This window comes from Acidicapsa borealis, from assembly GCF_059115245.1.
In genome coordinates, this window is record NZ_JCACNY010000001.1 from 3,925,394 (window position 1) to 3,949,875 (window position 24,482).

The following is a 24,482-nucleotide window of genomic DNA, read 5'->3' on the forward strand; positions in this document are numbered from 1 at the left end:
TCATCGTGGATACGGCGGAGGCGGCATCACCGGCACAAAGACCGGGCGTTTCTGCGCGAGGAGGAAGACGTTCCATCCCGCGCCGGCAAGCAGGAGCACCAGCGCCACGATATATCCATACTCGTAGCTCACGGAGATCACCATGCCCAGGCTCTGCCGCTGTATCTCGGAATCCATCGTGGCGCGCATCAGGAACAGGCTCACCGCGCCGACCGCACCAGCAACCGCCGGAGCCGCCGCCAGCCTGCGTCCCAGCAAAGTCAGTCCAATGCCCGCCGCCGCACAGATCATCGCGGTCAGCGCAAACGGATTCGCATCCGTCTTCCGTTTCTGCGACTCTCCCAGCATGGCCGGCGATTGAATGGTCGTGCCTGTCGCCATCTGCTGGCCAGTCAGAGTAATCAGCTTTTCGTCGGAGCAGGAGACGGTGGCAAAAGGCAGGAAGAAGCACAACAGGCTCCCCACGAAGATGAGTATCGAAGCGATGGATCTACCGGTCGGCATAGTTTCTCCCTGAGACTTGGCTCTGCACCTGAAAGCGAAAATCCTTCGCCTGCCTGCGCAACAATGCGGAAAACAGGACGAAGGATTTCACTGCGAATCAAAATCTCAGCGCGAGAAGCTATTTCTCGAGCATCTGCAGGTCGAGCGGCTTCTCAAGCAGCGCGGGCAGCTTGGCGATTTCCGCCAGCGCCCGCTTCAGCGCCGAAGTCCTGCAAGGTTCGACGGTGACCACAAAGGGCAGCCGGTCCAGCGGGAAGCCTGGCTTCTGCAGGATCGCGTTCAGGTTGATGTTTTCCTTGGCAAGGGCGCCAGCGATACTGGCCACAATTCCCGGCCGGTCATTGACCAGGAAGCGAATGTAGTGCGGCACTTCCAACTCCGTGCCAACCTTGGCCGGAACGGAAGGAATCGCGATGCGGCACGAGCCCTGCGCCAGTCCAACCAGGTCACTGACCACCGCCACAGCCGTGGGATGACCGCCCGCGCCATGACCGGAGAAAACCACATCGCCACCATAGTGACCGGTCGTCACCACCATGTTCTCGGTTCCGCGCGACCACGCCAGCGGCGAAGCCAGCGGCACCAGCATGGGACGCACCGTCGCCGCCAACCGGCCATCGACGCGCTCGGCGCGGGCAATCTGGCGAATCGTACAGTTCAGATCCTTGGCATACGAGAAATCGATCGCATTCACCTCAGTGATCGGGCAGGCCTCAATGTCCTCCGGATGCACCTGCGCCCGCAGCGCGAGACGAATCAGGATCGCCAGTTTGGCGCGCGCATCGTACCCAGCCACGTCCTCGGTCGGATCCGCCTCGGCATAGCCCAGCCTCTGCGCCTCGGCCAGCGCCGGAGCATAATCCACGCCGGCTTCCATGTTGCTCAGGATGAAGTTGCAGGTCCCGTTCAGAATGCCTTCAATGCGCTCGACACGATCGCCCGCCAGGCCGTGTTCAAGGCCCGGAATCACCGGAATTCCGCCCGCGACGGCCGCGCCATACAGCAGATGCGCGCCCTTAGACGCCGCCAGCTGTTCCAGCTCAAGCCCCTGGAAGGCGATCAGTTTCTTGTTCGCCGTCACCACGCTCTTGCCTGCGTTCAGCGCTGTGCGAACCAGTTCACCAGCAGGATCGAGCCCGCCGGCCAGCTCCACAAACACGTCCGGGCCGTCTTTCGCCGCGAGCAGAGCAGCAGCATCCTCGGTCCAGCTCACCGACTTCGGCACCCAGTCCACCCGCTTGCGCCCAACGTTGCGGTTGATGATGTGCGTCAACTCCAGCCCAGCCGGGGCGGACTCGACGAGGATGCGGGCGACCGAGCTGCCCACCGTTCCAAAACCAAACAGGGCAACCTTCAGTGTGCGGGACGTAGACGATACGGGCAGAGTGGCTTCAGGCGAGCTATAAGGCACGGCAGATTCCTTTTCCTTTAAATCCGTTCAGGTATTCCGCGATCGCGGCGAGCACGGACTGGCTCGGCGATTCTCCGATGATACCTGACACCGATGGACCACCATCATCTTTAGCGAGACCTGCCAGGCGACAGCGGTGGTATACGATAAAGGCGAATGCGACGACTTCTCTCCATTCTGTCCAGAGCACCCATCGGTCTAATCCTTGCCCTGCTCCTGGGCTTCGGACCGCTGGTGACCGCTGCTCCGGCCATAGCCAGCGGCTGGGTCAATGGGTGGTCGGCAAACGCCGAAGAATCGCATCTACCCGCCTGCTGCCGCCGTCACGGCGTACACCACTGCAACATGGACGCAGGCGCAGGATTCTCGCTCGCCGGCCACACCCACGAAACCACCATCTCCGCCAACTGCTGCTGCCCCTGCTGGCCGGGCCTACAGGCGTCGTCGACCGATCCCTTCGCGACCATTTTCACGCACTCTACCGAACTCACCTTTACCGTCGAATTGCGCTCTGCACCCCAAGCAGAGATTGCCGCAGGCATCAGCGACCGGCGCACCTGGCCTAAGCGTGGCCCTCCTTCTCAGACCCTCTAAAGCCCATCCCATCTGGACGCACTGCCTGCACCCTCTTTGAACCCGTGCATGCATGGAGCTTCCGGCTACACACTTCCCGGCTTTCTCATCTGAATTGGAGTTTCGTAATGCGCTCGCGCACTCATCTTTACGCCCTTATTCTCGTCGTCCTAGCCTCCATTCCTGCCCTGGCCACCGTCTTCGCCAATCTCCACGGCGTCATCCACGACCAGCAGCATTTCCCCATCGCCAACGCCACCGTCACCCTGCACGCCGCCGACTCCGCCTTCGAACTCCACACCCGGACCGACGCCAAAGGCGAGTTCGACATCCCCAAGATCCCCCTCGGCAGCTATCGCGTCGAAGTGCAGGCCGCCGGCTTCGCGCTTACGCAACAGCAACTCAACCTCCTCTCCGGCACCCACCCGGTCCTGCACATCGCCCTCGCCCCGGCCACCGTCAACTCCACCGTGACGGTCAACGAGCCACTCGCTCAGGTCGACTCCGTCACCCCCACCACGCTGCTCAGCCGCGCCGAGATCGACGAAACCCCCGGCGCGCTCCGCCCCAACTCCTTCGCCGTCGTGACCGACTATGTTCCCGGCGCCTACATCACCCACGACATGCTGCACATGCGTGGAGGCCACCAGACCAGCTGGCTCATCGACGGCGTGTCGATTCCGAATACCAACATCGGCTCCAACGTCGGCCCCCAGATCGATCCCAAGGATATGGAAGCGCTCGAGACGCAAAGAGGCAGTTACGCTGCCGATGAAGGCGACCGAACCTATGGAATTTTTAATGTTCTGCCGCGCAACGGCTTCGAGCGCGACCGCGAAGCCGAGCTGATCCTGACCGGCGGCAACTTCCAGACGGGCAGCGCGCAGCTCAGCCTCGGCAATCACTCGACCAACGCGGCATGGTACGCCAGCGCCGCCGGATCGCGCTCGACCTACGGCTTGCAGCCGCCTATCGCCGAGGTGCTGCACGACGGGACCAACAGCGAGAGCGGATTCGGCTCGGTCATCGTCAACCACGGCTCCCGCGACCAGTTCCGCATCGTCGGCCAGATGCGCCAGGACTACTTCCAGGTTCCGTACGACCCGAACCCGGAGAGCTGGGAAAACCAGAACTACAACTCAAGTCAGCTTCGCGATGGGCAGACCGAGCGGGACGGATTTCTGCTCGCCACCTGGGCGCGCACGCTCAGCCCGAGGGCCAGTTTTGAGCTCTCGCCCTTCTATCACTTGAACACCTCGAACTACGATTCGAAGGCCTCCGACTTCCCTGTCGCCACCACCTGGGACCGCACCAGCAACTACGGCGGCCTGCAGGGCGATCTTCACGCGCAGCTCCAGCACCATAATCTCGCCGGCGGCATCTACACCTGGGGGCAGCATGACGCGAACATCTTCGGAGCGGTCTTCAACGACGGCAGTGGCACCGATTTCCGCAAGCCCGCCTCAGCCGCCGCCGGGCTGATGGAAGCCTACGTCTCGGATAACTGGCAGGCGACCAGCTGGCTTACACTGCTCGCCGGGCTGCGCTTTCAGAGCTTCCAGGGGGATGTCTCAGAAAATCACGCCGACCCGCGCTTTGGCGCATCGGTGACCATCCCCAAACTGCACTGGGTGCTGCGCGGATTCTACGGCCGCTTCTACCAGGCGCCGCCGCTGCTCACTGTTTCCGGGCCCATCCTGCAATACGCCAACGAGACCAACACCGCCTTTGCTCCGCTGCGCGGCGAACGCGACGAAGAGCACCAGTTCGGCATCCAGATTCCTTACAAAGGCTGGGTGCTCGATGTCGACACCTTCAAGACGCGCATCAACAACTTCCTCGACCACTCCAACCTCGGCGAGTCGAACATCTACTTCCCTGTCACCGTCGATGGAGCGCTCGTCCGTGCCTGGGAGATGACGCTGCGCTCGCCTGAAGTCTCAGTCAGCGGCCACGACCTCGGCCGCTTCCACCTCGCCTACTCCAACCAGATCGCCGAGCAGCGCGGCAACCTCACCGGCGGCCTCATCTGCGCCCCTGCAGGCTCACCGGAGTGCGATGCCGGCTTCGATTACGAGCCGGTGGATCACGACCAGCGCAACACCCTCAATACCGGCTTCACCGCTCGCCTGCCCTATCGAAGCTGGTTCTCGAGCAACGTCTACTACGGCTCCGGTTTCACGAACGGACTCGGCGGCGACCCCACCGACGGCAGCCCGTATCAGGGCGCGTACCTGCCCGCGCACACCACCTTTGACGCGGCAGCGGGAACCGCCATTGGCGAAAACTGGAAGCTCTCGGTCAACGTCGTCAACGTAACCAATCACCGCGTGCTCGAAGATAACTCGCTCACCATCGGCGGCTTTCATTACAACGACCCACGGCTGATCTCAGGAGAACTCCGCTACCGCTTCCATTTTTGAAAAACGATTCATCTTGCTCAGACAAGGGAACGTAGTTTAAGGTTTCGCGCAGCTACCCAACCAAAACCAAACCCGGCGTAGCTGCGTACTTGCCTGTAAGGAGGCAATCCTTGAGTCTCGTAAAACGTTCCCTTGCTGAATCTTTCGGCACTTTCTGGCTCGTCTTCGGGGGCTGCGGCAGCGCAATTTTCGCGGCGGCCTATCCCACGCTGGGCATCGGCTTTGCCGGCGTCGCCCTCGCCTTCGGCTTGACCGTACTCACCATGGCCTTCGCTATCGGACACATCTCCGGCTGCCACCTCAACCCCGCCGTCACTGCCGGCCTGGTCGCAGGCAAGCGCTTCCCAATTTCGGAAGCAGTTCCGTACATCATCGCGCAGGTCGTCGGAGCCATCGCCGCGGCCGGCGTCCTCTACACCATCGCCAGCGGCAAGGCGGGCTTCAGCCTTACCAACGGATTCGCCTCAAACGGCTACGCCGACCACTCGCCCGATCACTACTCGCTGGTCGCCTGCCTGGTCGCTGAAGTTGTGCTGACCGCATTCTTCCTGATCGTGATCATGGGATCGACCGATGCCCGCGCACCAAAGGGCCTAGCGCCGATCGCCATCGGCCTCTGCCTCACGCTGATTCACCTCATCAGCATCCCCATCACCAATACATCGGTGAACCCGGCACGCAGCACAGGGCAGGCCCTCTTTGTGCAGGGTTGGGCGATCCAGCAGCTCTGGCTTTTCTGGGTTGCGCCCATCGTTGGCGGCATCCTCGGAGGCCTGCTTTACAACACACTTTTCGGCAAAGAAGATTAGCCGCTGAAAGCGCGTTGGGAAGCAATTCCCGGCGCGCTTTCTATGCCAGCAGGCCGGGCAGCACCGCCCCGGCCTTGCCCAGCACCACCTGCGTAAATGCCGAAGCATTCAGCGGCGGCTCCGGCCCGACATAGACCGTTCTGGTCCCAACCTGCCGCGCCAGCCGCACGAAGTTCGCCGCCGGGTATACGGACCCCGAAGTGCCCACCACCAGCATCACCGTCGCGCGCGAAATCTCCGCCCCAATCTGGTCCATCTCCAGCGGCGTCTCGCCAAACCAGACGATATGCGGCCTCAGCAGAGCACCGCACTCGCAGTGGGCCACGTCGAGAAGGGTTGGATAGAGGGCCACATCCCCACGCGGCCGCTCCGCAGGCAAGCGGCACTCGTCGCTGCATCGCGACTGGAATAGCTCCCCATGCATGTGCACCAGCCGCACCGAACCGGCCTTCTCATGCAGATCATCGACATTCTGCGTACAGAGAAAGAAGCGGTCGCCGAGCTTTTCCTCAAGCGCCGCCAGCGTGCGATGCGCCGCATTCGGCACTGCTTTCGCCGCCGCCTCGCGACGCGCCGAGTAGAACTGCCAGACCAGCTCAGGATTGCGCTCCCACGCCTCCGGAGTGCAAACATCCTCGATGGCGTGGCCGGCCCACAGCCCGTCCGAATCGCGAAAGGTCGCCAGGCCGCTCTCCGCGCTGATGCCGGCGCCAGTCAGCACAAAAACCCTGTCCGTATCGGTGAGTGAAAGTGTAGCCACTGATCAACCTTTACGAGCTCTACGGGATCAGCAGCAGCTTGCCGGTCGTCTTGCGCGAAGCAATGTCGGTCTGCGCCTGTGCCGCATCGCCGAGCGCGTACGTATATTCCATGCGGACCTTCAGCTTGCCTTCGGCCACCCAGCCCAGCACGGCACCGGCGCGCTCTTCCAGTTCCTCGCGCGTCGCAATGTAGTCCTTGAGCGTAGGCCGAGTCACGAAGAGAGAGCCCTTGGTCGAAAGTGTAATCAAATCGAACGGCGGCACCGCCCCGCTCGACCCGCCAAACAGGATCACCGCACCCCGGGGCCGCAAACACTCCAGCGACTTGGCAAAAGTATCCTTGCCCACCGAGTCGTAGACCACATCGACGCCTTTACCGTCCGTGAGCCGCCTGGATTCGGCAACAAAATCCTGCTCAGTGTAGAGGATCACTTCGTCCGCCCCAGCCTCGCGAGCCAGCTCGGCCTTCGCTTCGGTCGAAACCGTGGCAATCACCCGCGCGCCGCAAGCCTTGGCGATCTGCGTCAGCAGCAACCCAGTGCCGCCCGCCGCAGCGTGAACCAGCGCCGTCTCGCCCGGGACCAGAACCCAGGCAGCGCAGGCCAGGTAGTGCGCCGTCATACCCTGCAGGATCACCGCAGCCGCCAGCTTTAAATCCATGCCGGCAGGCACATGCACCAGCATCGCCGCCGGAACCAGCGCGTACTCCGCGTAGCTACCCAGCGCGGCAGTCGTAGCCACCGCGTCGCCGACAGCAAAATCCGTAACACCTTCGCCAACCTGCTCCACGATTCCTGAGCACTCGCTCCCCGGAACCAGCGGCAGTGGCGCCTTGTAGCGTCCCTCGCGAAAGTAAATCTCGATGAAATTAACGCCAGTCGCAGCTACCTTGATCAGCACCTGACCGGGACCGGGCACAGGAACAGGCAGCTCCACGAGATTCAGAACTTCGGGACCGCCGGTTTGCAGGATCTGGATGGCTCTCATAACTCTCTCAGAATAACCGACTTGGCAATTGAAACTCTAGAAGATACCCGGAATCAGCCGCTTCGTATCACGGCTATAGCTCACATATTCCTCGCCGAAAGCCTCCTGGAGCGCTGCTTCTTCCACACGTATCCGGTACAGGACCGCCGCGGTTGGAAGCACAACAACGATCAGAAGAGAAAGCCAGTTCAGCGTGTTCAGGCCCGTCGCCACAAAGCAAAGCACCAGCCCGGTATAGGAAGGATGCCGCATCCAGCGATACAGTCCACTCTTGTATACCGTCTGCTTATCCCGCACCGCCACGTTCGCGCTGAAAGACTTGCCCAGGCTCAGAATCGCCGTCCAGCGAAGCAAAAGTGCCAGAATGAGGACGCCCAGCGCAGCCAACTTGAGCGCACCGCCATGCGGCATATCCGGCCCCTGAGACTTGCTGATCCAGATGCCCGCCGTGATCGACCCGAAGACTACCACCCACAGCAGCAGCATCGTCCCGCGATCGCTCACCTTGCCCGCGCCCTTGCGAGTACGGGTGGCCACGGCGACATAGATCTCAGTCGCCAGCCACCCGTAAAAGAACACACTCCAGACAATAGAAAGGGACACGCCAGCTCCGCGAAAGAATTGTTCCCTTTGATACTAACCTGTCGCGGCCGGAGAAACCGCTACTGAGCTGTAGGCAAACTCGGCGTCAGGTGCAACACCCACGCATAGCTGCCGGGTAGGGTCGATGGCAGCGTGACCGACAGGTCTGCCCCCTGCTGCGTCCACTTGAGCGGCGATGAGGCCCCGAGGAGCGTCACCTGCGAACCTGGCGCAGCCGTCACGTTGTGCAGCAGGACTGTGGAATTCACTGGCTTCGCCAGCAGCGTCGCGTAGAGCTGGCCCGGCTTCTGCGTAAACCGCACCGTCACCGGCTCGCCCTTCGCGTCGACCTGGTTGGTCGTCCCGTCAGCGCGCGTCCATGGATGCGTTCCGTAGATCGCGTCACCATTCTGCTTCAGCCACGCGCCCAGAGCGCGCAGACGGCTCAGTTGCAGCTCCGGAATCGTGCCGTCAACATCAGGCCCCACGTCCAGCAGCAGATTGCCGTTCTTGCTCACAATGTCCACCAGCGAAGTAATCACTTCGTAGGGCGACAGTGTCTGCAGGTCGGTCTCAGCGCGGTTGATGCCAAAGGAAAGCCCGATCCCGCGGCACTCCTCCCACTTCGTCGGGCTGATCCGGTCCAGCTTCGAGTACTCCGGCGACGTGAAGTCGTGATGCGAAATCCCGTAGCGGTCATCCACCACGCCATCCGGAACAGCGTTGTAATAATCCGCCTGGTCCTTCAGCGCATTGCCCGACTTCGGCCAGTTGATGTCGTTCCACAGAACGGACGGATGATACAGCGCAATCAGCTCTTCCAGCTGCGCGTCGGCATAGATGCCATACGCCGTGCTCTGCGGCTGCACCGCCTCAAAATCGTGCACCGACATGAGCGGCCCTCGGTCAAAGGTCCAGTCATACCCGCCCGAGTAGTAGAGCCCCATCTTCAGCCCGGTCTTGCGCACCGCTTCGGTCAGTTCGCCGGTGATGTTGCGCTCCGCCGTCAGTCCCTGCTGGTTCGGGTTCGGAACCTTGCTCGGCCACAGCATGAATCCCTCATGATGCTTGGTCGTCAGCACCACGTACTTCGCCCCGGCATCCTTGAAGATCGCCGCCATCGCATCCGGATTCCACTTCTTCGCGCCCTCGTTGAACTCCTTCGCGAAATCGTAGTAATTGTGGTGCTCGCCGTACTTCTCGCGGTCGTACTTCTCCGTCGCCGAGCCCGGAATGCGCACAGTGTTGTAATACCACTCGGCATAGGGGTTTTCTTTGGGCCATTTTGTTTCGTGCTTCGGATCCTGCGGCTCCGCCCAGCCCGGCACGGTGTACAGCCCCCAGTGAATGAAGATGCCCAGCTTCGCATCGTCATACCACTCCGGCAGCGGATGCTTGTCCAACGACTCAATCGTCGGTTCATAGTGCGTAGGCGCCTGCGCCAGAGCAGGCAGGGTGAGGCCAGCAGCGAGGGCAAGCGGAGCCAGGGCAAGGGCAGCAGACGAGAATTTCAAAGACAATTTGGGAGACAAGGGACACACCTTTCAAGCGCAGCAGGGATCGTTTCCAACTACGCAGAAAGTGTACACACCCAAACCCAGTTAGCGGCAACTCTTGCGAAAAAGTCGCAGGTTCCCATCGTCGATCGGCAAGGTGAACCGAGGGCTGACCGGTCTACACTATCGATCTGACAGTCACCGCAATCTCTGTACCCAGCCTTCAATTGCTCCCGGGACGCACCCTCCCGCGGCAACCAGGCATCTATCGCATACGGCAGCTTCGCCATTTCGCCATCGGGTAGACGATCGCATTCACCGCCGCACGCCTGCCATCCCGGAACCGTCGCAACGAGTTTGACCTCGATCGAGGACAAGTCACAATCTGGAGTTCAGCAATGCCCGCCATCACCGCCAAGTCCGTCCGGCCCAACCTTGTCCTTGCCATCTGTTGCATGAGCCTGCTGCTGGTTGGAATGGACGTCACCATCGTGAACGTAGCGCTCCCCGCCATTCAGAAGGACCTGCACGCGAGCCTCTCCGGTCTTCAGTGGGTCGTTGACGCCTACACTCTGGTCGTTGCCAGCCTGCTCATGTTCTCCGGTTCCATGTCGGACCGGTTTGGCCGGAGACTGGTCTTTCAGATCGGTCTGAGCCTTTTCTGCGCTGGTTCCCTGCTGTGCAGCGTCGCGCACAGCATCGGCGGCCTGATTCTCTTTCGAGCCATGCAGGGCCTCGGCGCATCCATGCTCAATCCGGTAGCGCTCTCGATCATCGCCAACGTCTTTCCGGAAGCGAAAGATCGCGCCCGAGCGGTCGGCATCTGGGGAGCAGTGGCCGGCATATCGCTCGCGCTCGGCCCGCTCATCGGCGGCGCACTCACGCAGACCGTCGGCTGGCGCGCCATCTTCTGGATCAACCTGCCCATCGGTCTTGCCGCCGTCTTGCTAACGACATGGTTCGTGCCGGAATCGAAAGCACCACGAGCCAGGGCATTCGACCCCGTCGGCCAGGCACTCGTGTTTATTGGCCTGGTATCGCTCACCTATGCCGTCATCGAAGGCCCGATGGCCGGATGGACGTCGCCTCGCATCCTCGCCCTGTTTCTCGCCGCACTGCTTTCGCTCGGATTCTTCCTCTACTACGAGCCGCGCCGCACCGACCCGCTCGTCGATCTGCGCTTCTTCCGCAGCGTCCCCTTCAGCAGCGCATCCCTGCTCGGAGTCCTGGCGTTCTCCTCCTTCGCCGGCTTCCTCTTTCTCAACGCCCTCTACCTGCAGCAGGCGCGCGGACTCTCCGCCTTTCACACCGGCCTCAGCACGCTGCCGCTCGCCGTGGCGATGTTCTTCTCTTCCCCGCTCTCCGGCCGCATGGTCGCCAGCTACGGCACCCGCCCCTCCCTGGTGCTGTCAGGCGTTGGATTCATGCTGAGCACACTGATCCTCACGCGCCTCAGCGCAAACACGCCCCTGTATCTCCTGCTGCTGGCCTATGGGCTCTTCGGCGTCGGGCTCGGCATGGTCAACCCGGCAATCACCAACAATGCAGTTGCAGGCATGCCCCTCTCGCAGGCCGGAGTGGCCGCTGCCATCGCCTCCACCAGCCGGCAGGTTGGCGCGGCGATGGGCGTGGCGATCGCCGGCACAGTGGTCAGCACCAGCCGGGCAAGCGGGACGGACTTCACGCGGGCCACGCACCCCATCTGGTGGCTGATGACGGCCTCCGGCACCTGCGTACTACTTGTAGGCTGGATATCGACCACAGCCTGGGCCCGCGAGAGCGTGCAACACGTGGCTGCCTTGTTTGGCAACGCCGCACCAGCGTCGAAGTAATCTTCTGGCCATGTTCTGGATCGCGATCGGTTGAACTGCGCCGGTGGTCGTGCCGCCGGATATCCGCAGCACACATCTTTTCCTGCAAAGCAAGAATCTAAGCCTTTGAACTGTGGCGATATCACGCTGACAGCAAGATCCTAGTCCGTGCGTGTTGAACGACGGCGCTTTTCAAAAATTACAGGAGACAATCCCATGAAAATCAGGAAAACCGCTGCAAACCTTGTTGTTTCTGCGCTTCTCTTTGGCGCTGCTGCCGCCGCTGTGGCTCAGGATCACCACGACGACGATAAAAATCGTCCGCGCGATGAGCACGCTCAACCCCACAGGTACGTGGAGCACAAGGAATGGCACAAGGGTGCCAAAATGAGGCAGGAAGACTGGAGCCGTGGCGAGCGCATCGACTACCACGCTCACCATCTGAACGCTCCTCCCCGCGGCTACGAATGGCGCGAAGTAGACGGAAACTTTGTACTTGCCGCTGTGGCGACTGGCGTCATCGCAAACGTGATTGCGGACTCAGTTCGCTAGTCGAAAACCGAATACCAGTCAGCTCAGAAAAAGCCCATACCGAAACCTCCGGTATGGGCTTTTTCTATTGGTTGATGAGGGCAGCACACGAACAGAACACCGCTTGTCAGCCCGGATTGTATTGCTCGTCCGTCACATGCTCCAGCCAGTCAACCGCCCTACCGTCGAGCCTCTCCTGAATGGCAATGTGCGTCATCGCCGTGGTCGTGGTTGCGCCGTGCCAATGCTTCTCGCCCGGTTCAAACCAGACAACATCGCCCGGCTTGATCGACTCAATGGGTCCGCCAACCCGCTGCACCCAGCCCGAACCCGCAGTCACAATCAGCGTCTGACCAAGCGGATGCGTGTGCCACGCCGTGCGTGCTCCCGGCTCGAAGGTCACAGTCGCTCCAGAGACCAGCGCAGGATCCGGCGCCTGAAACAAGGGATCCACGCGCACCGTTCCCGTAAACCAATCGGCAGGACCCTTTGTCGACGCCTGCGTACCAACTCGTATGATGTTCATCCATCGCTCCTGTTCTAGTGTGATGCGCCGCTACTCAAGACGCGAGAGGAACGATCCGCACCGTCGCTGCGCGAGCGGTTGCACCGATCATCGGCTTGAGATACGAACTGCTCCTGTACTTGTCGCGGTAAGCCTCGTCGATTTCCTTTGTAATCTCTTCATCAACGAGATGATCAACTCGTTCAAAGCTTACCTCCTTCGAAATCCCAGCTGCCGTGATGCGTCCCTTCCGCTGCTGCATCGCCGCCCCATACCATCGCGAAGATACTCCATGATAGGCACGCACATACAGCTCACCGTTCACTACCACCGACCAGATCCACGTCGGCGTACCGTACGTCACTCCATCCTCGCGAAAAGGCGATATATGCAGGTCATCGCTATCGCCGATCCTCTCTAATTCCTCGCTCGCCCATGCACCCATGTTGCATCATCTCCATGCTTACAGCGATTACTGCTATTGCCGCTTCTCAAAGACATCCTTGACCACGGGCAATGCAGAAAAAGCATTGGGCCATCCAGCGTAGAAAGCTACCTGGTGCAGGACTTCGGAAGCCTGTTCTTTCGTGAGACCGTTGTCCATGGCGCGGCCCAGGTGATACGTGATCTGCGCCGTGTGCCCCGACGCCATCAAAGAGCTCACCGTCACCAGGCTTCGATCCCGCGGCGCAAGCGCAGGCCGCAGCCATAGATCGCGAAACAGGAGGTTCGTCGTGTCCTCAAGAAGTCCAGGCGCGACCTGCCCGAAGTTGTTGCCAACGCGCTCCAGTCGCTGGGCCTCTTCTACTTCATTCAACGGCAGCAGCTTGTCTTTCACCGGCGGCAGTTGATCCACGCCAATGCCGCGCTGGTGAAAGAGATCCTTCGCCACCGCAACAGCCGACATCGCATTCGGCCATCCCGCATAGAAAGCCAGATGCGTGATGATCTCCGAAAGCTCACCCGGCTCCACACCATTGTCCAGCGCAAACGCAAAGTGAAACGGCATCTCGATCGTCTGCATCCGTGCAATCAGCGCAGCCACCGTGACCACGCTGCGATCGCGCGGCGATAACGCAGGGCGCTTCCATACGCCATTGAGGAGCGCTTCCTTTGTGTAGTGTTCCAGTGCAGGCGAGACGGATCGCACATCGTCATAACTCAGCACAGATGGAAGCACACCCGGCTTCTTCGTATCCGACATTGTCTTCTCCTTGGCACATGCATTCGGAACATCCCAAAGCGCAGCCATCGTGAAGGCTGCCCCGGTCTTGATCATGTCACGTCGAGTACCGACGTGCTCTTCCAAGTTGAACAGGGAATGCATTTTCTAGCTTGTCACTCCATGCCTTTCTCAAAGCGCGCTAGCGCATCACGAACCCGCCATCGACCGAGATCGACTGACCCGTGACATAGCTGGCTGCGGAACTGCAAAGCCACAGCACAGCATTGGCGATCTCTTCAGGCTGCCCGACACGTCCCATGGGAATCATCTTCTCCATCCCCTTCAAGGCTTCCTCTTGACCGCTTGCAATCATCTGATCGGACATGGGTGTCTTGATCAGGCCCGGGCATACCGCGTTGACCCGGATGCCGCGCGTGCCGTATTCGAGCGCAGCGCTTTTCGTGAAGCCGATGACGCCATGCTTCGCAGCGTGATAAATGCCGCGCTCTGCGCCGCCGATCAGCCCGCCCAGCGAAGAGCAATTCACAATCGCGCCGCTGCCCTGCCTGCGCATCTGCTGCAGCTCAAACTTCATCGAACTCCACACGCCGCGCAGATTGATCCCCATCACGCGATCGTAGTCTTCTCCCGTCGTATCAGCCGTCTCCGCAAGCACGTTCTGTACTCCGGCATTGTTATAAGCCGCATCCAGTTGTCCAAAGGCAGCAACCGTCTGTTGCACCATTGCCTCCACCTGGGCGTCATCGGACACGTCGCAGCGAATCGCCAGCGTTCGGTGTCCCTTGGCGGCAAGATTCTCAGCCGCTGTCCGAACTGCGTCTTCATTCCAATCCGCCAATGCAACCGCAGCACCAGCCTCAGCAAAGGCTGTTGCCGTCGCCAGCCCAAGTCCAGATGCCGCCCCGGTAATGAGTGCAACTTTGTTCTCGAACAATATGTTCATCCTCAACTCCTGGCACAACCATAGAAAGAATCGAGTGATCCGCGCTCTCCCGATCCTGCCAATTCTTTGCCTGATCCTGTCTGGCACCCAAATTTCGTGCATACTCGGAATCGCGCGGCAGTAGGATAGTCCAAAGGAAGGAATGCCCATGGCACCGAAACCAAAGAGGGTAGCGTTCGTTGATCCGGCAGTAATCGCCATGAGACGCTCACTTGCCCAGCGCATCGCTTCGCTTGCGGGCAAAGCGGGAGAGCATGCAACAGCAATTCCCGGGCTTTTCCTCTACTACAGAACCACCCCGACCCCGTGCTATCGCGCCTCCTATGAGCCCAGCATCACCGTCTTCGTGCAAGGGCGGAAACGCATCCTCCTCGGGAACACGGAATACCTGTGCGACGACTCATCGTTTCTTGTTTCGTCGATTGACGTGCCTGCACAAAGCCAGATCGTCGCGGCCTCAGAGAAAGTCCCTTTGCTCTGCATGTTTCTCAGGCTCGACATGCCCACGGTTCGCGAAGTCCTGAGCCGGGACGACGTGCCTGTGGCCGAAGACTCACCGCACCGCCAGGGCCTGGCCGTTGGCGAAACCACCATCGGCCTGCTGGGCGCATGCACTCGCTTGCTCGAACTCGTGGACACGCCCGAGGACATTCCCTTCCTGGCCCCGTTGATGCAGCGCGAAATTCTTTACCGCATCCTCCGCACACCGCAGGCGGAGCGGCTCCGGGCCATTGCCACCAGCGGAGACCTCACGCAACGGACAGCACGAGCCATCTCCTGGCTGCGAGCGAACTTTTCCAAACCGCTCCATATGGAAGAGCTCGCCTCCACGGCGCGCATGGGCGTTTCCACGCTGCACCATCAGTTCCGCGCCCTCACCGCCATGAGCCCGCTGCAATACCAGAAACAGCTGCGGCTGCAGACAGCGCGCCAGCGAATGTTGATAGACGGCCTCGACGCCACCAGCGCCGCCTACGAGGTGGGCTACGAAAGCGTCAGCCAGTTCAGCCGCGAATACAGCCGCTTCTACGGCCAGCCACCCATCCGAGATATCAAAGCAATTCGGGACAGCGGAACAGCGGAGGCTGGCGCCGCGTAGCTCGTCCACTTGGCGTCAAGCTGGCGTCAACCCGGATCGATCCCGCAGCCAACAAAAAGCCCCACGCCGGAAGATCCGGAGTGGGGCTTTGATTTGCGAACGCCCGGAGCTAGTTGCCCGACAAAAGGCTCGGCTCCTCAGGAGCGCGCAGCCGGACCAGCCGGTCGATCGCATAGGGAGCGCGATGGCTGCTGGTGTGATAATGCCGCACCTGCAACTCGCCTAGCAGCCCGATAGCCAGCATCTGGATACCTGCCACGATCAGCACCGCCGCCACCACGAACAGAGGACCATGCTCGTCCATGATGTTCTGGTGCCAGTTGGCCAGCTTCAACCCAAAAAGGATCGTCGAAAGCAGCCCGCCGGCCACGATACCCAGTGCGCCGAAGCCGCCAAAGAAGTGCAGCGGACGGCTCATGTGCTTGAGCAGGAAGCGGATCGTCAGGAGATCGAAGAAGACGCGGAAGGTGCGGCCAATGCCGTAGTGGCTCTTGCCGCGCTCGCGCATCACGTTCTTGATCGGGATCTCGCAAATCGACGCGCCATACCAGGCCGCCAGCGCCGGAATGAACCTGTGCATTTCGCCGTACAGCGGAATATTGTGGATGATCTCGCGGCGGTACGCCTTGTACGTGGTGCCGAAATCGTGAATGTCCACTTCCGAAAGCTTGGCCATCAACCAGTTCGCGCAACGCGACGGGATGCGGCGCATGACAAAATTGTCAATCCGCTCCTTGCGCCAGCCGGAAACGACGTCGTAGCCCTCTTCGAGCTTCTCAATGAAGGCCGGAATCTCGTTCGGGTCGTGCTGCAAATCGCCGTCCATGGCAATGATGAATTCGCCATTGGCATTGTCAAAGCCGGCAGCGAGGGCAGAGGTCTGGCCAAAGTTGCGGCGCAGCTTGACCACCAGGACACGGCTATCGACGGCTGCAATCTCTTCGAGAAGCTTGTAAGTCCTGTCGTTTGAACCATCGTCGACCAGGATCAACTCGAAACTGTCCCCAACCTGCTCCATTACGGATTTGAGTCGGGCATAAAGCTGGGTGACGTTCTCTTCCTCGTTGTGGAAGGGAACAACGATTGAATACTTCGGCATATGTCTAGTATAGATGCGCGGCAGATGAAAAAGGCATCAAAAGGAATTCATTCCGACAACAACAATCTGCAAATGACTACTGACACAATGCTGTCAGCAGGGGTGGCGCAGGATGGTTTTCAAGCCGGACCGATCGCAAGCAGCCCAAGTTTGATCGGCTCGGGAACGAAAACAAGACCCAGGAGAATCCCGATGCCCACCGCCACCGCCGAAGCCGTCATCCCCAACTCTGCCGCCAAGTCCGCCCCCACCCGACGCCCCCACAACGCCGTCTGGTTCGAACTCCCGGTGACCGACCTGCCCCGCGCCGTCAGCTTCTACGAAGCCATTTTCTCGACCCAGCTCAAGACCGACGCCCGCTTCCCCGGCCTCGCCATCTTCCCCCGCCCCGTTGACGACGCCGTCACCGGCGCCCTGATCGAGATCACCGCTGGCAGCAATCTGACCGGTAAAAGCTCCACCGACGGAGCGATCGTCTACCTCAACTGCGACGGCCAGCTGGATATGGTGCTCAAGCGCGCCCAGTCCCTCGGCGGCAAGGTCCTCGAAGAAGTCGCGCAGCTCCCCGGCAGCATGGGCTTCATCGCCCAGATCCGCGACCTCGACGGCAACCGCGTCGGCCTCCACGCAGCGTTCTAGCAGGCGCTGCGATACGATTGCACCCATGCGTCGAGCCGACCGCCTCTTTCGAATCGTCCAGTTCCTGCGCGCGGGCCGCATGCAGACCGCGCACAGCCTGGCCGAAAAGCTCCAGGTCTCGGACCGCACCATCTACCGCGACGTCCAGGACCTGCAGCTCTCCGGCGTCCCCATCGAAGGCGAGGCCGGCGTCGGCTACACCCTTCGCCGCGACTACGATCTGCCGCCGCTCATGTTCAACCTCCGCGAAATCACGGCTTTAGTCCTCGGCAGCCGCATGGTCGCCGCCTGGGGAGACGACGATCTTGCCTCCGCCGCCAATGACGCCCTGCGCAAGATCGAAGCCGTCCTTACCCCCACCCTCCGTGACAAAATCGACGCCGTCCGCCTCTACGCCCCATCCTTCCAGAACAGCGGCTGGGCCGACCTCGACAATCCCCGCGCCGAAGCCGACCGGGAAACCCGCCAGACCCTCGAAAAGCTCCGCAACGCCATCGAAACCCGCCATATCGTCGCAGCCAAATACGGCGACGAAAAAGCCCAGCTCACCGAACGCCGCGTCCGCCCCATGGCCCTGCTCTTCTGGGGCAACGTCTGGACCCTAGCCGCCTGGTGCGAGCTCCGCAACGACTTCCGCAGCTTCCGCGCCGACCGCTTCCACTCCGTAGAAATCCTCGAAGAAACCTTCACCCCGCAGCAGGGTCAGCAGTACGAAGACTTCCTCGCCCGCGTCCGCCGCGATCTCGAAGCCGCCAATCCCAAAACCGGACAAACTGGCCAAGCCAGCAAGGCAAGCAAAATCCTCTGAGTCACTTTCCCCGGACTCCGCGCAGTCTTAGGCAGAAACAGCAGGCAAGTTTCAGCTCCGGGAAAGCAGTAAAAGAGGTAGCCCCATGGTCATCATCCCAACCTCCCAGAACCCACTCCTCACCGCAATTCGCCACTGCCTCTGCGCCGTAGTCGCGACCGCCGCACTAGCCTTTGCAATGCACGCCCACGCCGCCCCGCAATCCGATTCCGGCGGCCTGAAAACCATCGACAACCCCGGCGGCGGCCAGGTCGTCTACGGCTCGCTGACCAACGTCACCTCCCAGCGCGACGCCATGGCCGCCATGCTCCGCAACGTCCACAGCCACTTCGGTGACCGCCCCGTGATCGGAAAATTCTTCCAGGCCAAGGGCAGCGACTCCATCGCCACCTTCTTCCAGCTCACCGCCAAAAACCCGAATAGCAAGCCCTACACCGGCCCCATCGCCGGTATGGTCATCGTCGACCTGCCCGCTGGCGCAAAGTCCGGCTCAGCCGCCGTCCTCTACGACGACGCAGCCCACTTCCGCAAATCCCAGCCAGCCCTGATGAAGTCCCTCAACGCCGCCTGGCACAAGGAAAGCCCCCGATCTTCCTCCCCGGCAGGTAGTAACGCGGCCTTCGCAGCAGTCGGCAACGGCCCTGGCGGCGTCTTCGGCGTCAACATCGAGCCGGACAAATCACTCTCCCAGCCGCTCCACCTCGCCGCGGTCTCAGACAACAGCGCAACCATCGGCCTCCCCGAGGGCTGGACCATCACCAGCGGAGGCGGCGGCAGCCTCCATGCAGCCGGGCCTAAGGGCGAATCGCTGCACATGGGCGTCATCTTCGGCAACAACTACGACCCGCAAACCCAGCAGGGCGCCAGCATGATCGCCTACATGCGCCGCGGCAGCACTCCCTTCACCGCCTGCCCCATGACCAACGACCTCATCGCCGACTTCCAGTGCGTCTCCAGCCAGAACCGCCAGCGCATGCACCTGCCGCCCATCACCCTGCACGTCGTCAGCAGCAAATTCATGCCCAACGACCGCATGCAGGGCGCGTTCCTTCTTGAGACCGACTTCAACGACGGCAAAGGCCCCATGATGACCAGCCTCCGCCTCGGCGCGCAGCGCATGGGTCCCGGCAACTGGATGATGACCGTCGGCCAGGCCAACGTTCCGCGCAGCCTCGCCGACCAGGAATGGCCCACCCTCCAGGCCATGATCATGAGCTACCGGCAAAACTCCGCCGTCATCCAGCAGCAGACCCGTCAGGTCATTGACCAGATCAACGCCCGCGCCGCCGCCAACCGCCAATTAGCCGACGCACGCAGCCACGCCAACGACGTCCACAACGCGGCGGTTGATGCACAATGGGACCAGCAGGCCCGCCAGAACAAAGCCTTCGAAAACTACACTCTCGACTATGCCGTCCTGCACGACCCGAGCGATGGCGGCTCCTGGGGCCGGGCCACCTACCCCACCGCGGAATTCCTCGTCCAGGCCGCCCCCGACCGCTTCCAATACGCAGGAACGCAGGACCTGCTCAAAGGTATCGACTATTAGCTGGTACTAGCTGACTCAAGGGGAAAGGCGGAGGGAGCAGGGGCATTCATGCCCCTGACAATTCCGCAAGAAGGAAAGGGGCTTGAGCCCCGGAGCCACGTCTCCAAATGGAAAGGGCGGAGACCGAAGTCCCCGCCCTTTCGTTCCTCAATCCCTTACCGCCAGTGGCCTTCCACCAGCACCCAGCCACCGCCGCGATGCACCCAGCGATGCGCAACCCAGTGCGCGTGAGGACGGGGCGGGCGATCCCAGCGTCCCGGCACCCAAACGTAGCGGCCCCCGTCCCAGCGGTGATAGCCACCGATCCATTCATACCCGGCACCCGGCGGCGGCGGGCGGCGCTCCACAATCGGAGCCGGCGGTCCAACACGAACCACGACCTGCGCAAAGGAAGCGGCAGGCATCAGCGAAACTGCAAGCAGAAAAGCCAAAAGAATCTTCTTCACGAGAACTCTTTCCTCCTGTTTGGTCTCTTAGAACAACTTGCCAAATCGAATGAAATCGAACGGGCCAGCATCGTGCGTTCTACCGTTTAGAACGTCAACCGGAAGCAAAAAGTTGCGTTGATGCCACCTTAAAAACCGCTCAGCCGAGCACTTCCTTGAGCTTCTCCGCAGCCGTTGCGCAGGCGGCAGCATCGGCATCATGATGCGTCACCAACCGCACCGCCTGCGGGCCCACTGAACTCATCAGCACGCCCTTTTCCCGTAAAGCAGTCGTCACATCCGCGGCCTTCTTCGTCTTCAACCGGAAGACAACAATGTTCGTCTGAACACCTTCCAGATCGATGTCAACCTCGGCCAGTCCGGCCAGTGTCTCCGCCAGCATGCGGGCATTGGCGTGGTCTTCGTGCAGCCGCAGCGGCATCTTCTCCAGCGCAATCAACCCCGCAGCCGCCAGGATGCCAGCCTGCCGCATGCCGCCGCCAAGCGCCTTGCGATACATCCGCGCTTCGTCTATCGCATCCTTGCTGCCCACCAGCATCGAGCCCACCGGCGCGCACAATCCCTTCGACAAGCAGAACATCACTGTATCGAAGCCGCTGGTCAGCGTCCGGGCATCCGCAAAGACGTCGCCACCCAGCGTCGTGGCAGCATTGAAGATGCGCGCACCATCCAGATGCACAGGCAGCTTGTGCCTCTTCGCTCCCGCCCAGATCTCTTCGAGCACCGGCAGCGGAGTCACCGTCCCCCCCGCCAGATTCGCGGTGTTCTCAATCTCAATCAGCCCGGTCGCCGCGCGAAACGTCGAGCCCTTGGCATAGATCACCGGTTCGATTCCGTCCCATGTCAAGACCCCGCGCTCCGCCACCACCGGCCGGATCAGGCAGCCCGAAAAGCTCGCCGCCATTGCCATTTCCCAGTCAAGAATGTGCGAACGCGACTCGCAGATAATCTCCTGCCCGGAGCGCGTATGCAGCCGGATCGCAATCTGGTTTCCCATCGTCCCCGTAGGCACAAACAGCGCAGCCTCGCGGCCCAGCAACTCCGCAGCGCGAGCCTCCAGACGATTGATCGTCGGGTCTTCGCCGTACACGTCATCGCCCACTTCAGCCGCAGCCATGGCAGCACGCATCTCGGCAGTAGGCTTGGTCAGTGTGTCGCTCCGTAAATCAATCAAACCAGCAGAATTTCCCGGCAAAAACGAATAGGCCAAAGTGCTCTCCCAAAATTGCAACGTCTCTCAAGTCTATCGCCCCTCGCCCGGCTCTCCATCGCAACACAAAGGATGCTTCGCCTTTGTGCTTGCCTTTCTTGTTGTCATTCCCGAAGAGAATCTGTTGTTTCCGTTGCTCTTTTGTTTGTCATTCCCGAAGGGAATCTGCTGTTGCCTGGTCCACAGCAAGAAAGACAAATGGCCACATCAGAATATCCAGGAGATATCCCAATGTGGCCATCTATCCAACGGCAATGTAAGTCAAATCTCTCCGGAGCCGGGGGAGGGCGCGAGCGACTATAACTTACTTACCGAACTCAATAACTCAGGCTACTTATCGAACCTGTCCATTATGCTTGTCGCGATAAATGCGGCGCGACTCCTGGTTCTGCTGCCGGTGTAGCGTTGCACGATCCTGGTGCGTCAGGTGACCATTGTCCTGCGCACGCATACCGCGCTCTTCGCGATTGATCCCGCGCTCCTGGCGCTCCAGCCGGCCCGTCTCCCCTGCAGTCAACTGACCGCTGCGAACGCCATTGCCTATGCGCCTTTGCTGGTCGCCTTTGCGCTGGTTGATGTTGTGGTCGTTTCGGCCCGGCGTGGGAGTCTGCGCAAATGTAACCGCAGGCGCAACAAAAAGTGCTGCAAGCAAGGCCATATTGGCAAGATTTCTGAATCGCATCGGGGGACGGCTCCTTATCAGAATATTGCCGGATAACTTCGACCTCTTCGATCGTTATCGTCCAAGCACGCTCTCTGTAACCCCCGCACGCTGCAGTTAGTTGCGGAGTGGCTGAACTTTTCTCGATTTTCTATCAGGGAACATACAGGGAAGACAATGTGATACGGCTGAACGTGGCGATTGCCTAGCGATGAAAGGCGACTGTCTCTTCATGCACATCCGCTGCTATGCCGAGCCCCAAAAACTCCGCGAACACGTCGTTCGAGATAAGCCTTCCGCGATCCGTAAGGCGCACCACATCGGCCTGAATCTCCAGCAACTTATCCCCCGCCAGCCGTTGCGCAACAGCCTCGCAAGGAGCGACCGCCGCCGTGCCGAACTCCTTGCGCAGCGCCTTCAACGAAACACCGGCATTGCGCCGCAGGCCGAGGAACCACGCCTCTTCGAGCTGCTGCACCGGCCCCAGCCAGCTTGTCTCGCGCGAGGTATCCCCATCGAGATATTCCTTCAGATCATCGGTCGTCGTGGCACGCAGGACAGTGCCATCGGCTGCACACAGCATCGAACTTGCATCCAGCCCAAGTCCTAGATAAGGACGCCTCTGCCAGTAACGAAGATTGTGCTTTGACTCCGCACCAGGATGGCTAAAATTCGAGATTTCGTATTGCGCCAACCCCGCGGCAGCATAGACAGCCACAGCATTCTCGTACATCTGAGCAATCGCATCGTCCGAAGGCACAAGGCCAGCGCTATAGCGCGCGCCGCCAGAGATCAGTTCCCTTCCCAGCCGCGAATCTTCGTCAATCTCAAGCATGTATACCGAGGCATGCGGCACACCGGTTTCGAGCAGCACAGCCAGCGATTCCCGCCATGACGCCAGAGTCTGCTCGCCAAGCCCAGCCAGCAAGTCCAGATTGAGATTGGTAATTCCCGCAGCCCGCAGCCGCTTCAGATCGTTCAGCACATCGGCCCGCGTATGGAGCCGCCCGCTCAGGCTTGCTTCGCGATCGTTGAACGACTGCACGCCGAGCGAGACGCGATTCACACCGGCGGCCACCATTGCCGCCAGTGTTGCATCGGGAAGCTGCGCAGGTGCGCATTCGATGGTGATTTCGGCGTCAGCATCGACGGCGAACATCTGGCGAACCGCCGCAAAAATCTTCGTGAACAGCTCAGGCGCCAGCAGCACAGGAGTGCCACCGCCAAAATAGATCGTGTCTACTTTCGTGGATAAATTCACATCCATCGACCGCGCCCAGGACGCGGTCTTCGCCATATCTTCGATCAGGCGTTCCACGTAGCGCTCATGCTCGCTGGCCGGATACACGCCCGAGGCGAAGTTGCAATAGGTGCACTTGGACCGGCAGAACGGAATGCTGAAGTACAAGCCCAGCGCGTCGTGAATCGAAGCGGCCATGGCTTTTATTTTCTCATTCATACGCCAGCGTGCAGAATGGCATACTGGGCAGGCCCCGTTCTGACCAATTTTTACGCACTCTTGCCAGGAGAACCACTCGTGATCATGCCCACCGCTATCCAATGGAACGCCTACCTGGGAATCCTGTGCTCTGTCGTGATCCTGCCGACGGTCGCGGCGACCTACTACCAATCGTTCAAAGCGCGGCAGGAGGCTCGCGAATTCCGCAATGGACTGCATAGCAAGAATTGCCTGGAATTCGTCACGGAAGACGGCAGTTGCGTGAACCTGATTCCACTGGAAACGCTCCATACGCTGCCCAAGCCGGGTGATATTGTGCTGCTGCCGGGAGATGGAATAGGTGGGGATAGCCGTTTTGCGCCTGGCGCTTACCGCATCGAGCGGCTCGAGCACATCTATACTCCGGCCAATTTGAAGGTCATGCGGCCGCGGGAAGCTCGCCTGACCAAGGCTGTGGCTACGGTGACTTCGCTGCACTAGAAACCTGGTCTTCTACGTGGAACATTCGAATGTTCCACGCGTTGTTCCACAATTGTTCCGCGTGGAACAATTTCCCGAGTTCCGTCCGGTCCAAAGCTGTCAAGGAAATTTGTTCGAAGTGCAGTGGTTTCATGAAGATCCATTTGCGTTCCATTTACCCCTTTTGTGCATAGCAATTTCCGCACGAAAACCTGAATAGCAGTAATGCTATATTTACGCATGCCAGAAACGCCCAAAAAGCAGCGCGCCCGCGGAAATGAAGTGAATTTTGGAAAACTGCTGTCCTCGCTGAAAACCGGCTCCGCCGTGCAGCAGGAGATGATCTCAGCCAGGGTGCGCGCGGGGCTGACACAGGCGCAACTGGCGCTGCGCATGGGTACGACGCAGTCGGCGATTGCGCGGCTGGAGACTGGGAAATTTGCGCCCAGCCTGGAAACTCTGGAAAAACTGGCGATTGCAACTGGCAGCCGCCTGGTGCTGCGGCTGGACGAGATTCCCTCGTAAGTTACT

At 60.7% G+C, this 24,482-nt stretch carries 26 protein-coding genes; 11 read left to right on the forward strand and 15 right to left on the reverse strand.

The window, feature by feature from the left end:
• Positions 1 to 504 (reverse strand): hypothetical protein, encoded by a 504-nt coding sequence (locus AC5S27_RS16100; RefSeq protein ID WP_493935585.1) that lies wholly within the window; start codon positions 502 to 504, stop codon positions 1 to 3.
• Positions 505 to 622: 118 nt separating this feature from the next.
• Complete coding sequence (locus AC5S27_RS16105; RefSeq protein ID WP_493935586.1) at positions 623 to 1,915, reverse strand: homoserine dehydrogenase; 1,293 nt, start codon at positions 1,913 to 1,915, stop codon at positions 623 to 625.
• A 156-nt stretch (positions 1,916 to 2,071) separates the two neighbouring features.
• Here AC5S27_RS16105 and AC5S27_RS16110 point away from each other — a divergent pair, with 156 nt between their 5' ends.
• From AC5S27_RS16110 to aqpZ, 3 genes are all read left to right on the forward strand, one after another.
• Complete coding sequence (locus tag AC5S27_RS16110) at positions 2,072 to 2,509, forward strand: hypothetical protein (RefSeq protein WP_493935587.1); 438 nt, start codon at positions 2,072 to 2,074, stop codon at positions 2,507 to 2,509.
• Positions 2,510 to 2,616: 107 nt separating this feature from the next.
• Complete coding sequence (locus AC5S27_RS16115) at positions 2,617 to 4,911, forward strand: TonB-dependent receptor (RefSeq protein ID WP_493935588.1); 2,295 nt, start codon at positions 2,617 to 2,619, stop codon at positions 4,909 to 4,911.
• Between the two features lie 110 nt (positions 4,912 to 5,021).
• Positions 5,022 to 5,720, forward strand: a complete 699-nt coding sequence (gene aqpZ / locus AC5S27_RS16120) for an aquaporin Z (RefSeq protein ID WP_493935589.1) — start codon at positions 5,022 to 5,024, stop codon at positions 5,718 to 5,720.
• Between the two features lie 40 nt (positions 5,721 to 5,760).
• Here aqpZ and AC5S27_RS16125 read toward each other — a convergent pair whose 3' ends face one another.
• Genes AC5S27_RS16125 through AC5S27_RS16140 form a run of 4 tightly spaced genes read right to left on the reverse strand, consistent with a single transcriptional unit; the run spans position 5,761 to position 9,582 of the window.
• A complete protein-coding gene (locus AC5S27_RS16125; RefSeq protein WP_493935590.1) occupies positions 5,761 to 6,480 on the reverse strand; it encodes a Sir2 family NAD-dependent protein deacetylase in 720 nt (239 codons plus the stop codon).
• Between the two features lie 19 nt (positions 6,481 to 6,499).
• Positions 6,500 to 7,468 (reverse strand): quinone oxidoreductase family protein, encoded by a 969-nt coding sequence (locus AC5S27_RS16130; RefSeq protein ID WP_493935591.1) that lies wholly within the window; start codon positions 7,466 to 7,468, stop codon positions 6,500 to 6,502.
• 36 nt (positions 7,469 to 7,504) lie between these two features.
• Complete coding sequence (locus AC5S27_RS16135; RefSeq protein WP_493935592.1) at positions 7,505 to 8,071, reverse strand: methyltransferase family protein; 567 nt, start codon at positions 8,069 to 8,071, stop codon at positions 7,505 to 7,507.
• 59 nt (positions 8,072 to 8,130) lie between these two features.
• Complete coding sequence (locus AC5S27_RS16140) at positions 8,131 to 9,582, reverse strand: alpha-L-fucosidase (protein ID WP_493935593.1); 1,452 nt, start codon at positions 9,580 to 9,582, stop codon at positions 8,131 to 8,133.
• Between the two features lie 362 nt (positions 9,583 to 9,944).
• Between AC5S27_RS16140 and AC5S27_RS16145 the strand changes: the two genes are divergently transcribed.
• Entirely contained in the window at positions 9,945 to 11,378 is a 1,434-nt protein-coding gene (locus AC5S27_RS16145; protein WP_493935594.1) for an MFS transporter, read from the forward strand.
• Between the two features lie 195 nt (positions 11,379 to 11,573).
• On the forward strand, positions 11,574 to 11,909 hold the full coding sequence (locus AC5S27_RS16150) for an RcnB family protein (protein WP_493935595.1): 336 nt from the start codon (positions 11,574 to 11,576) through the stop codon (positions 11,907 to 11,909).
• Between the two features lie 106 nt (positions 11,910 to 12,015).
• Here AC5S27_RS16150 and AC5S27_RS16155 read toward each other — a convergent pair whose 3' ends face one another.
• From AC5S27_RS16155 to AC5S27_RS16170, 4 genes are read right to left on the reverse strand one after another with little or no spacing between them, the layout of a single operon-like run.
• On the reverse strand, positions 12,016 to 12,414 hold the full coding sequence (locus AC5S27_RS16155) for a (R)-mandelonitrile lyase (protein ID WP_493935596.1): 399 nt from the start codon (positions 12,412 to 12,414) through the stop codon (positions 12,016 to 12,018).
• Positions 12,415 to 12,448: 34 nt separating this feature from the next.
• The gene (locus AC5S27_RS16160) at positions 12,449 to 12,838 is read right to left on the reverse strand and encodes a DUF2255 family protein (protein ID WP_493935597.1); all 390 of its coding nucleotides are present in this window, start codon (positions 12,836 to 12,838) and stop codon (positions 12,449 to 12,451) included.
• Positions 12,839 to 12,871: 33 nt separating this feature from the next.
• Positions 12,872 to 13,720, reverse strand: coding sequence for a carboxymuconolactone decarboxylase family protein (locus AC5S27_RS16165; RefSeq protein ID WP_493935598.1), 849 nt, complete (start codon positions 13,718 to 13,720; stop codon positions 12,872 to 12,874).
• A 37-nt stretch (positions 13,721 to 13,757) separates the two neighbouring features.
• The gene (locus tag AC5S27_RS16170; protein ID WP_493935599.1) at positions 13,758 to 14,522 is read right to left on the reverse strand and encodes an SDR family NAD(P)-dependent oxidoreductase; all 765 of its coding nucleotides are present in this window, start codon (positions 14,520 to 14,522) and stop codon (positions 13,758 to 13,760) included.
• Between the two features lie 148 nt (positions 14,523 to 14,670).
• Between AC5S27_RS16170 and AC5S27_RS16175 the strand changes: the two genes are divergently transcribed.
• Positions 14,671 to 15,621: an AraC family transcriptional regulator gene (locus AC5S27_RS16175; protein ID WP_493935600.1), complete on the forward strand. Its 951-nt coding sequence runs from the start codon at positions 14,671 to 14,673 to the stop codon at positions 15,619 to 15,621.
• A gap of 109 nt (positions 15,622 to 15,730) precedes the next feature.
• On the opposite strand, the gene AC5S27_RS16180 is transcribed toward AC5S27_RS16175, so the two are convergent.
• Positions 15,731 to 16,720, reverse strand: a complete 990-nt coding sequence (locus AC5S27_RS16180; RefSeq protein WP_493935601.1) for a glycosyltransferase family 2 protein — start codon at positions 16,718 to 16,720, stop codon at positions 15,731 to 15,733.
• A 72-nt stretch (positions 16,721 to 16,792) separates the two neighbouring features.
• On the opposite strand from AC5S27_RS16180, the gene AC5S27_RS16185 reads away from it, so the two are divergent.
• From AC5S27_RS16185 to AC5S27_RS16195, 3 genes are all read left to right on the forward strand, one after another.
• Complete coding sequence (locus AC5S27_RS16185) at positions 16,793 to 17,359, forward strand: VOC family protein (protein WP_493935602.1); 567 nt, start codon at positions 16,793 to 16,795, stop codon at positions 17,357 to 17,359.
• Positions 17,360 to 17,384: 25 nt separating this feature from the next.
• Complete coding sequence (locus AC5S27_RS16190) at positions 17,385 to 18,167, forward strand: helix-turn-helix transcriptional regulator (RefSeq protein ID WP_493935603.1); 783 nt, start codon at positions 17,385 to 17,387, stop codon at positions 18,165 to 18,167.
• An 85-nt stretch (positions 18,168 to 18,252) separates the two neighbouring features.
• Positions 18,253 to 19,716, forward strand: coding sequence for a hypothetical protein (locus AC5S27_RS16195; protein WP_493935604.1), 1,464 nt, complete (start codon positions 18,253 to 18,255; stop codon positions 19,714 to 19,716).
• Positions 19,717 to 19,871: 155 nt separating this feature from the next.
• Here AC5S27_RS16195 and AC5S27_RS16200 read toward each other — a convergent pair whose 3' ends face one another.
• From AC5S27_RS16200 to hemW, 4 genes are all read right to left on the reverse strand, one after another.
• Complete coding sequence (locus AC5S27_RS16200; RefSeq protein WP_493935605.1) at positions 19,872 to 20,162, reverse strand: YXWGXW repeat-containing protein; 291 nt, start codon at positions 20,160 to 20,162, stop codon at positions 19,872 to 19,874.
• 139 nt (positions 20,163 to 20,301) lie between these two features.
• Complete coding sequence (locus AC5S27_RS16205; protein ID WP_493935606.1) at positions 20,302 to 21,372, reverse strand: threonine aldolase family protein; 1,071 nt, start codon at positions 21,370 to 21,372, stop codon at positions 20,302 to 20,304.
• 334 nt (positions 21,373 to 21,706) lie between these two features.
• On the reverse strand, positions 21,707 to 22,054 hold the full coding sequence (locus AC5S27_RS16210; RefSeq protein WP_493935607.1) for a hypothetical protein: 348 nt from the start codon (positions 22,052 to 22,054) through the stop codon (positions 21,707 to 21,709).
• 184 nt (positions 22,055 to 22,238) lie between these two features.
• A complete protein-coding gene (gene hemW, locus AC5S27_RS16215; RefSeq protein ID WP_493935608.1) occupies positions 22,239 to 23,471 on the reverse strand; it encodes a radical SAM family heme chaperone HemW in 1,233 nt (410 codons plus the stop codon).
• Positions 23,472 to 23,576: 105 nt separating this feature from the next.
• Between hemW and AC5S27_RS16220 the strand changes: the two genes are divergently transcribed.
• Positions 23,577 to 23,972 carry a hypothetical protein gene (locus tag AC5S27_RS16220; RefSeq protein WP_493935609.1) on the forward strand — a complete coding sequence of 132 codons (396 nt, stop codon included), beginning with the start codon at positions 23,577 to 23,579 and terminating at the stop codon, positions 23,970 to 23,972.
• Positions 23,973 to 24,233: 261 nt separating this feature from the next.
• Positions 24,234 to 24,476, forward strand: a complete 243-nt coding sequence (locus AC5S27_RS16225; RefSeq protein WP_493935610.1) for a helix-turn-helix transcriptional regulator — start codon at positions 24,234 to 24,236, stop codon at positions 24,474 to 24,476.
• Positions 24,477 to 24,482 lie beyond the last annotated feature (6 nt).

Coding starts and splice junctions, on each gene's coding strand:
- AC5S27_RS16195 (WP_493935604.1), top strand. CDS start 18,253: ATGGTCATCATCCCAACCTCCCAGAACCCACTCCTCACCGCAATTCGC.
- AC5S27_RS16110 (WP_493935587.1), top strand. CDS start 2,072: ATGCGACGACTTCTCTCCATTCTGTCCAGAGCACCCATCGGTCTAATC.
- AC5S27_RS16145 (WP_493935594.1), top strand. CDS start 9,945: ATGCCCGCCATCACCGCCAAGTCCGTCCGGCCCAACCTTGTCCTTGCC.
- hemW (WP_493935608.1), bottom strand. CDS start 23,471: ATGGCCGCTTCGATTCACGACGCGCTGGGCTTGTACTTCAGCATTCCG.
- AC5S27_RS16100 (WP_493935585.1), bottom strand. CDS start 504: ATGCCGACCGGTAGATCCATCGCTTCGATACTCATCTTCGTGGGGAGC.
- AC5S27_RS16115 (WP_493935588.1), top strand. CDS start 2,617: ATGCGCTCGCGCACTCATCTTTACGCCCTTATTCTCGTCGTCCTAGCC.
- AC5S27_RS16150 (WP_493935595.1), top strand. CDS start 11,574: ATGAAAATCAGGAAAACCGCTGCAAACCTTGTTGTTTCTGCGCTTCTC.
- AC5S27_RS16175 (WP_493935600.1), top strand. CDS start 14,671: ATGGCACCGAAACCAAAGAGGGTAGCGTTCGTTGATCCGGCAGTAATC.
- AC5S27_RS16220 (WP_493935609.1), top strand. CDS start 23,577: ATGCCCACCGCTATCCAATGGAACGCCTACCTGGGAATCCTGTGCTCT.
- AC5S27_RS16165 (WP_493935598.1), bottom strand. CDS start 13,720: ATGCATTCCCTGTTCAACTTGGAAGAGCACGTCGGTACTCGACGTGAC.
- AC5S27_RS16190 (WP_493935603.1), top strand. CDS start 17,385: ATGCGTCGAGCCGACCGCCTCTTTCGAATCGTCCAGTTCCTGCGCGCG.
- AC5S27_RS16180 (WP_493935601.1), bottom strand. CDS start 16,720: ATGCCGAAGTATTCAATCGTTGTTCCCTTCCACAACGAGGAAGAGAAC.
- AC5S27_RS16130 (WP_493935591.1), bottom strand. CDS start 7,468: ATGAGAGCCATCCAGATCCTGCAAACCGGCGGTCCCGAAGTTCTGAAT.
- AC5S27_RS16185 (WP_493935602.1), top strand. CDS start 16,793: ATGACTACTGACACAATGCTGTCAGCAGGGGTGGCGCAGGATGGTTTT.
- AC5S27_RS16155 (WP_493935596.1), bottom strand. CDS start 12,414: ATGAACATCATACGAGTTGGTACGCAGGCGTCGACAAAGGGTCCTGCC.
- AC5S27_RS16210 (WP_493935607.1), bottom strand. CDS start 22,054: ATGCGATTCAGAAATCTTGCCAATATGGCCTTGCTTGCAGCACTTTTT.
- AC5S27_RS16170 (WP_493935599.1), bottom strand. CDS start 14,522: ATGAACATATTGTTCGAGAACAAAGTTGCACTCATTACCGGGGCGGCA.
- AC5S27_RS16160 (WP_493935597.1), bottom strand. CDS start 12,838: ATGGGTGCATGGGCGAGCGAGGAATTAGAGAGGATCGGCGATAGCGAT.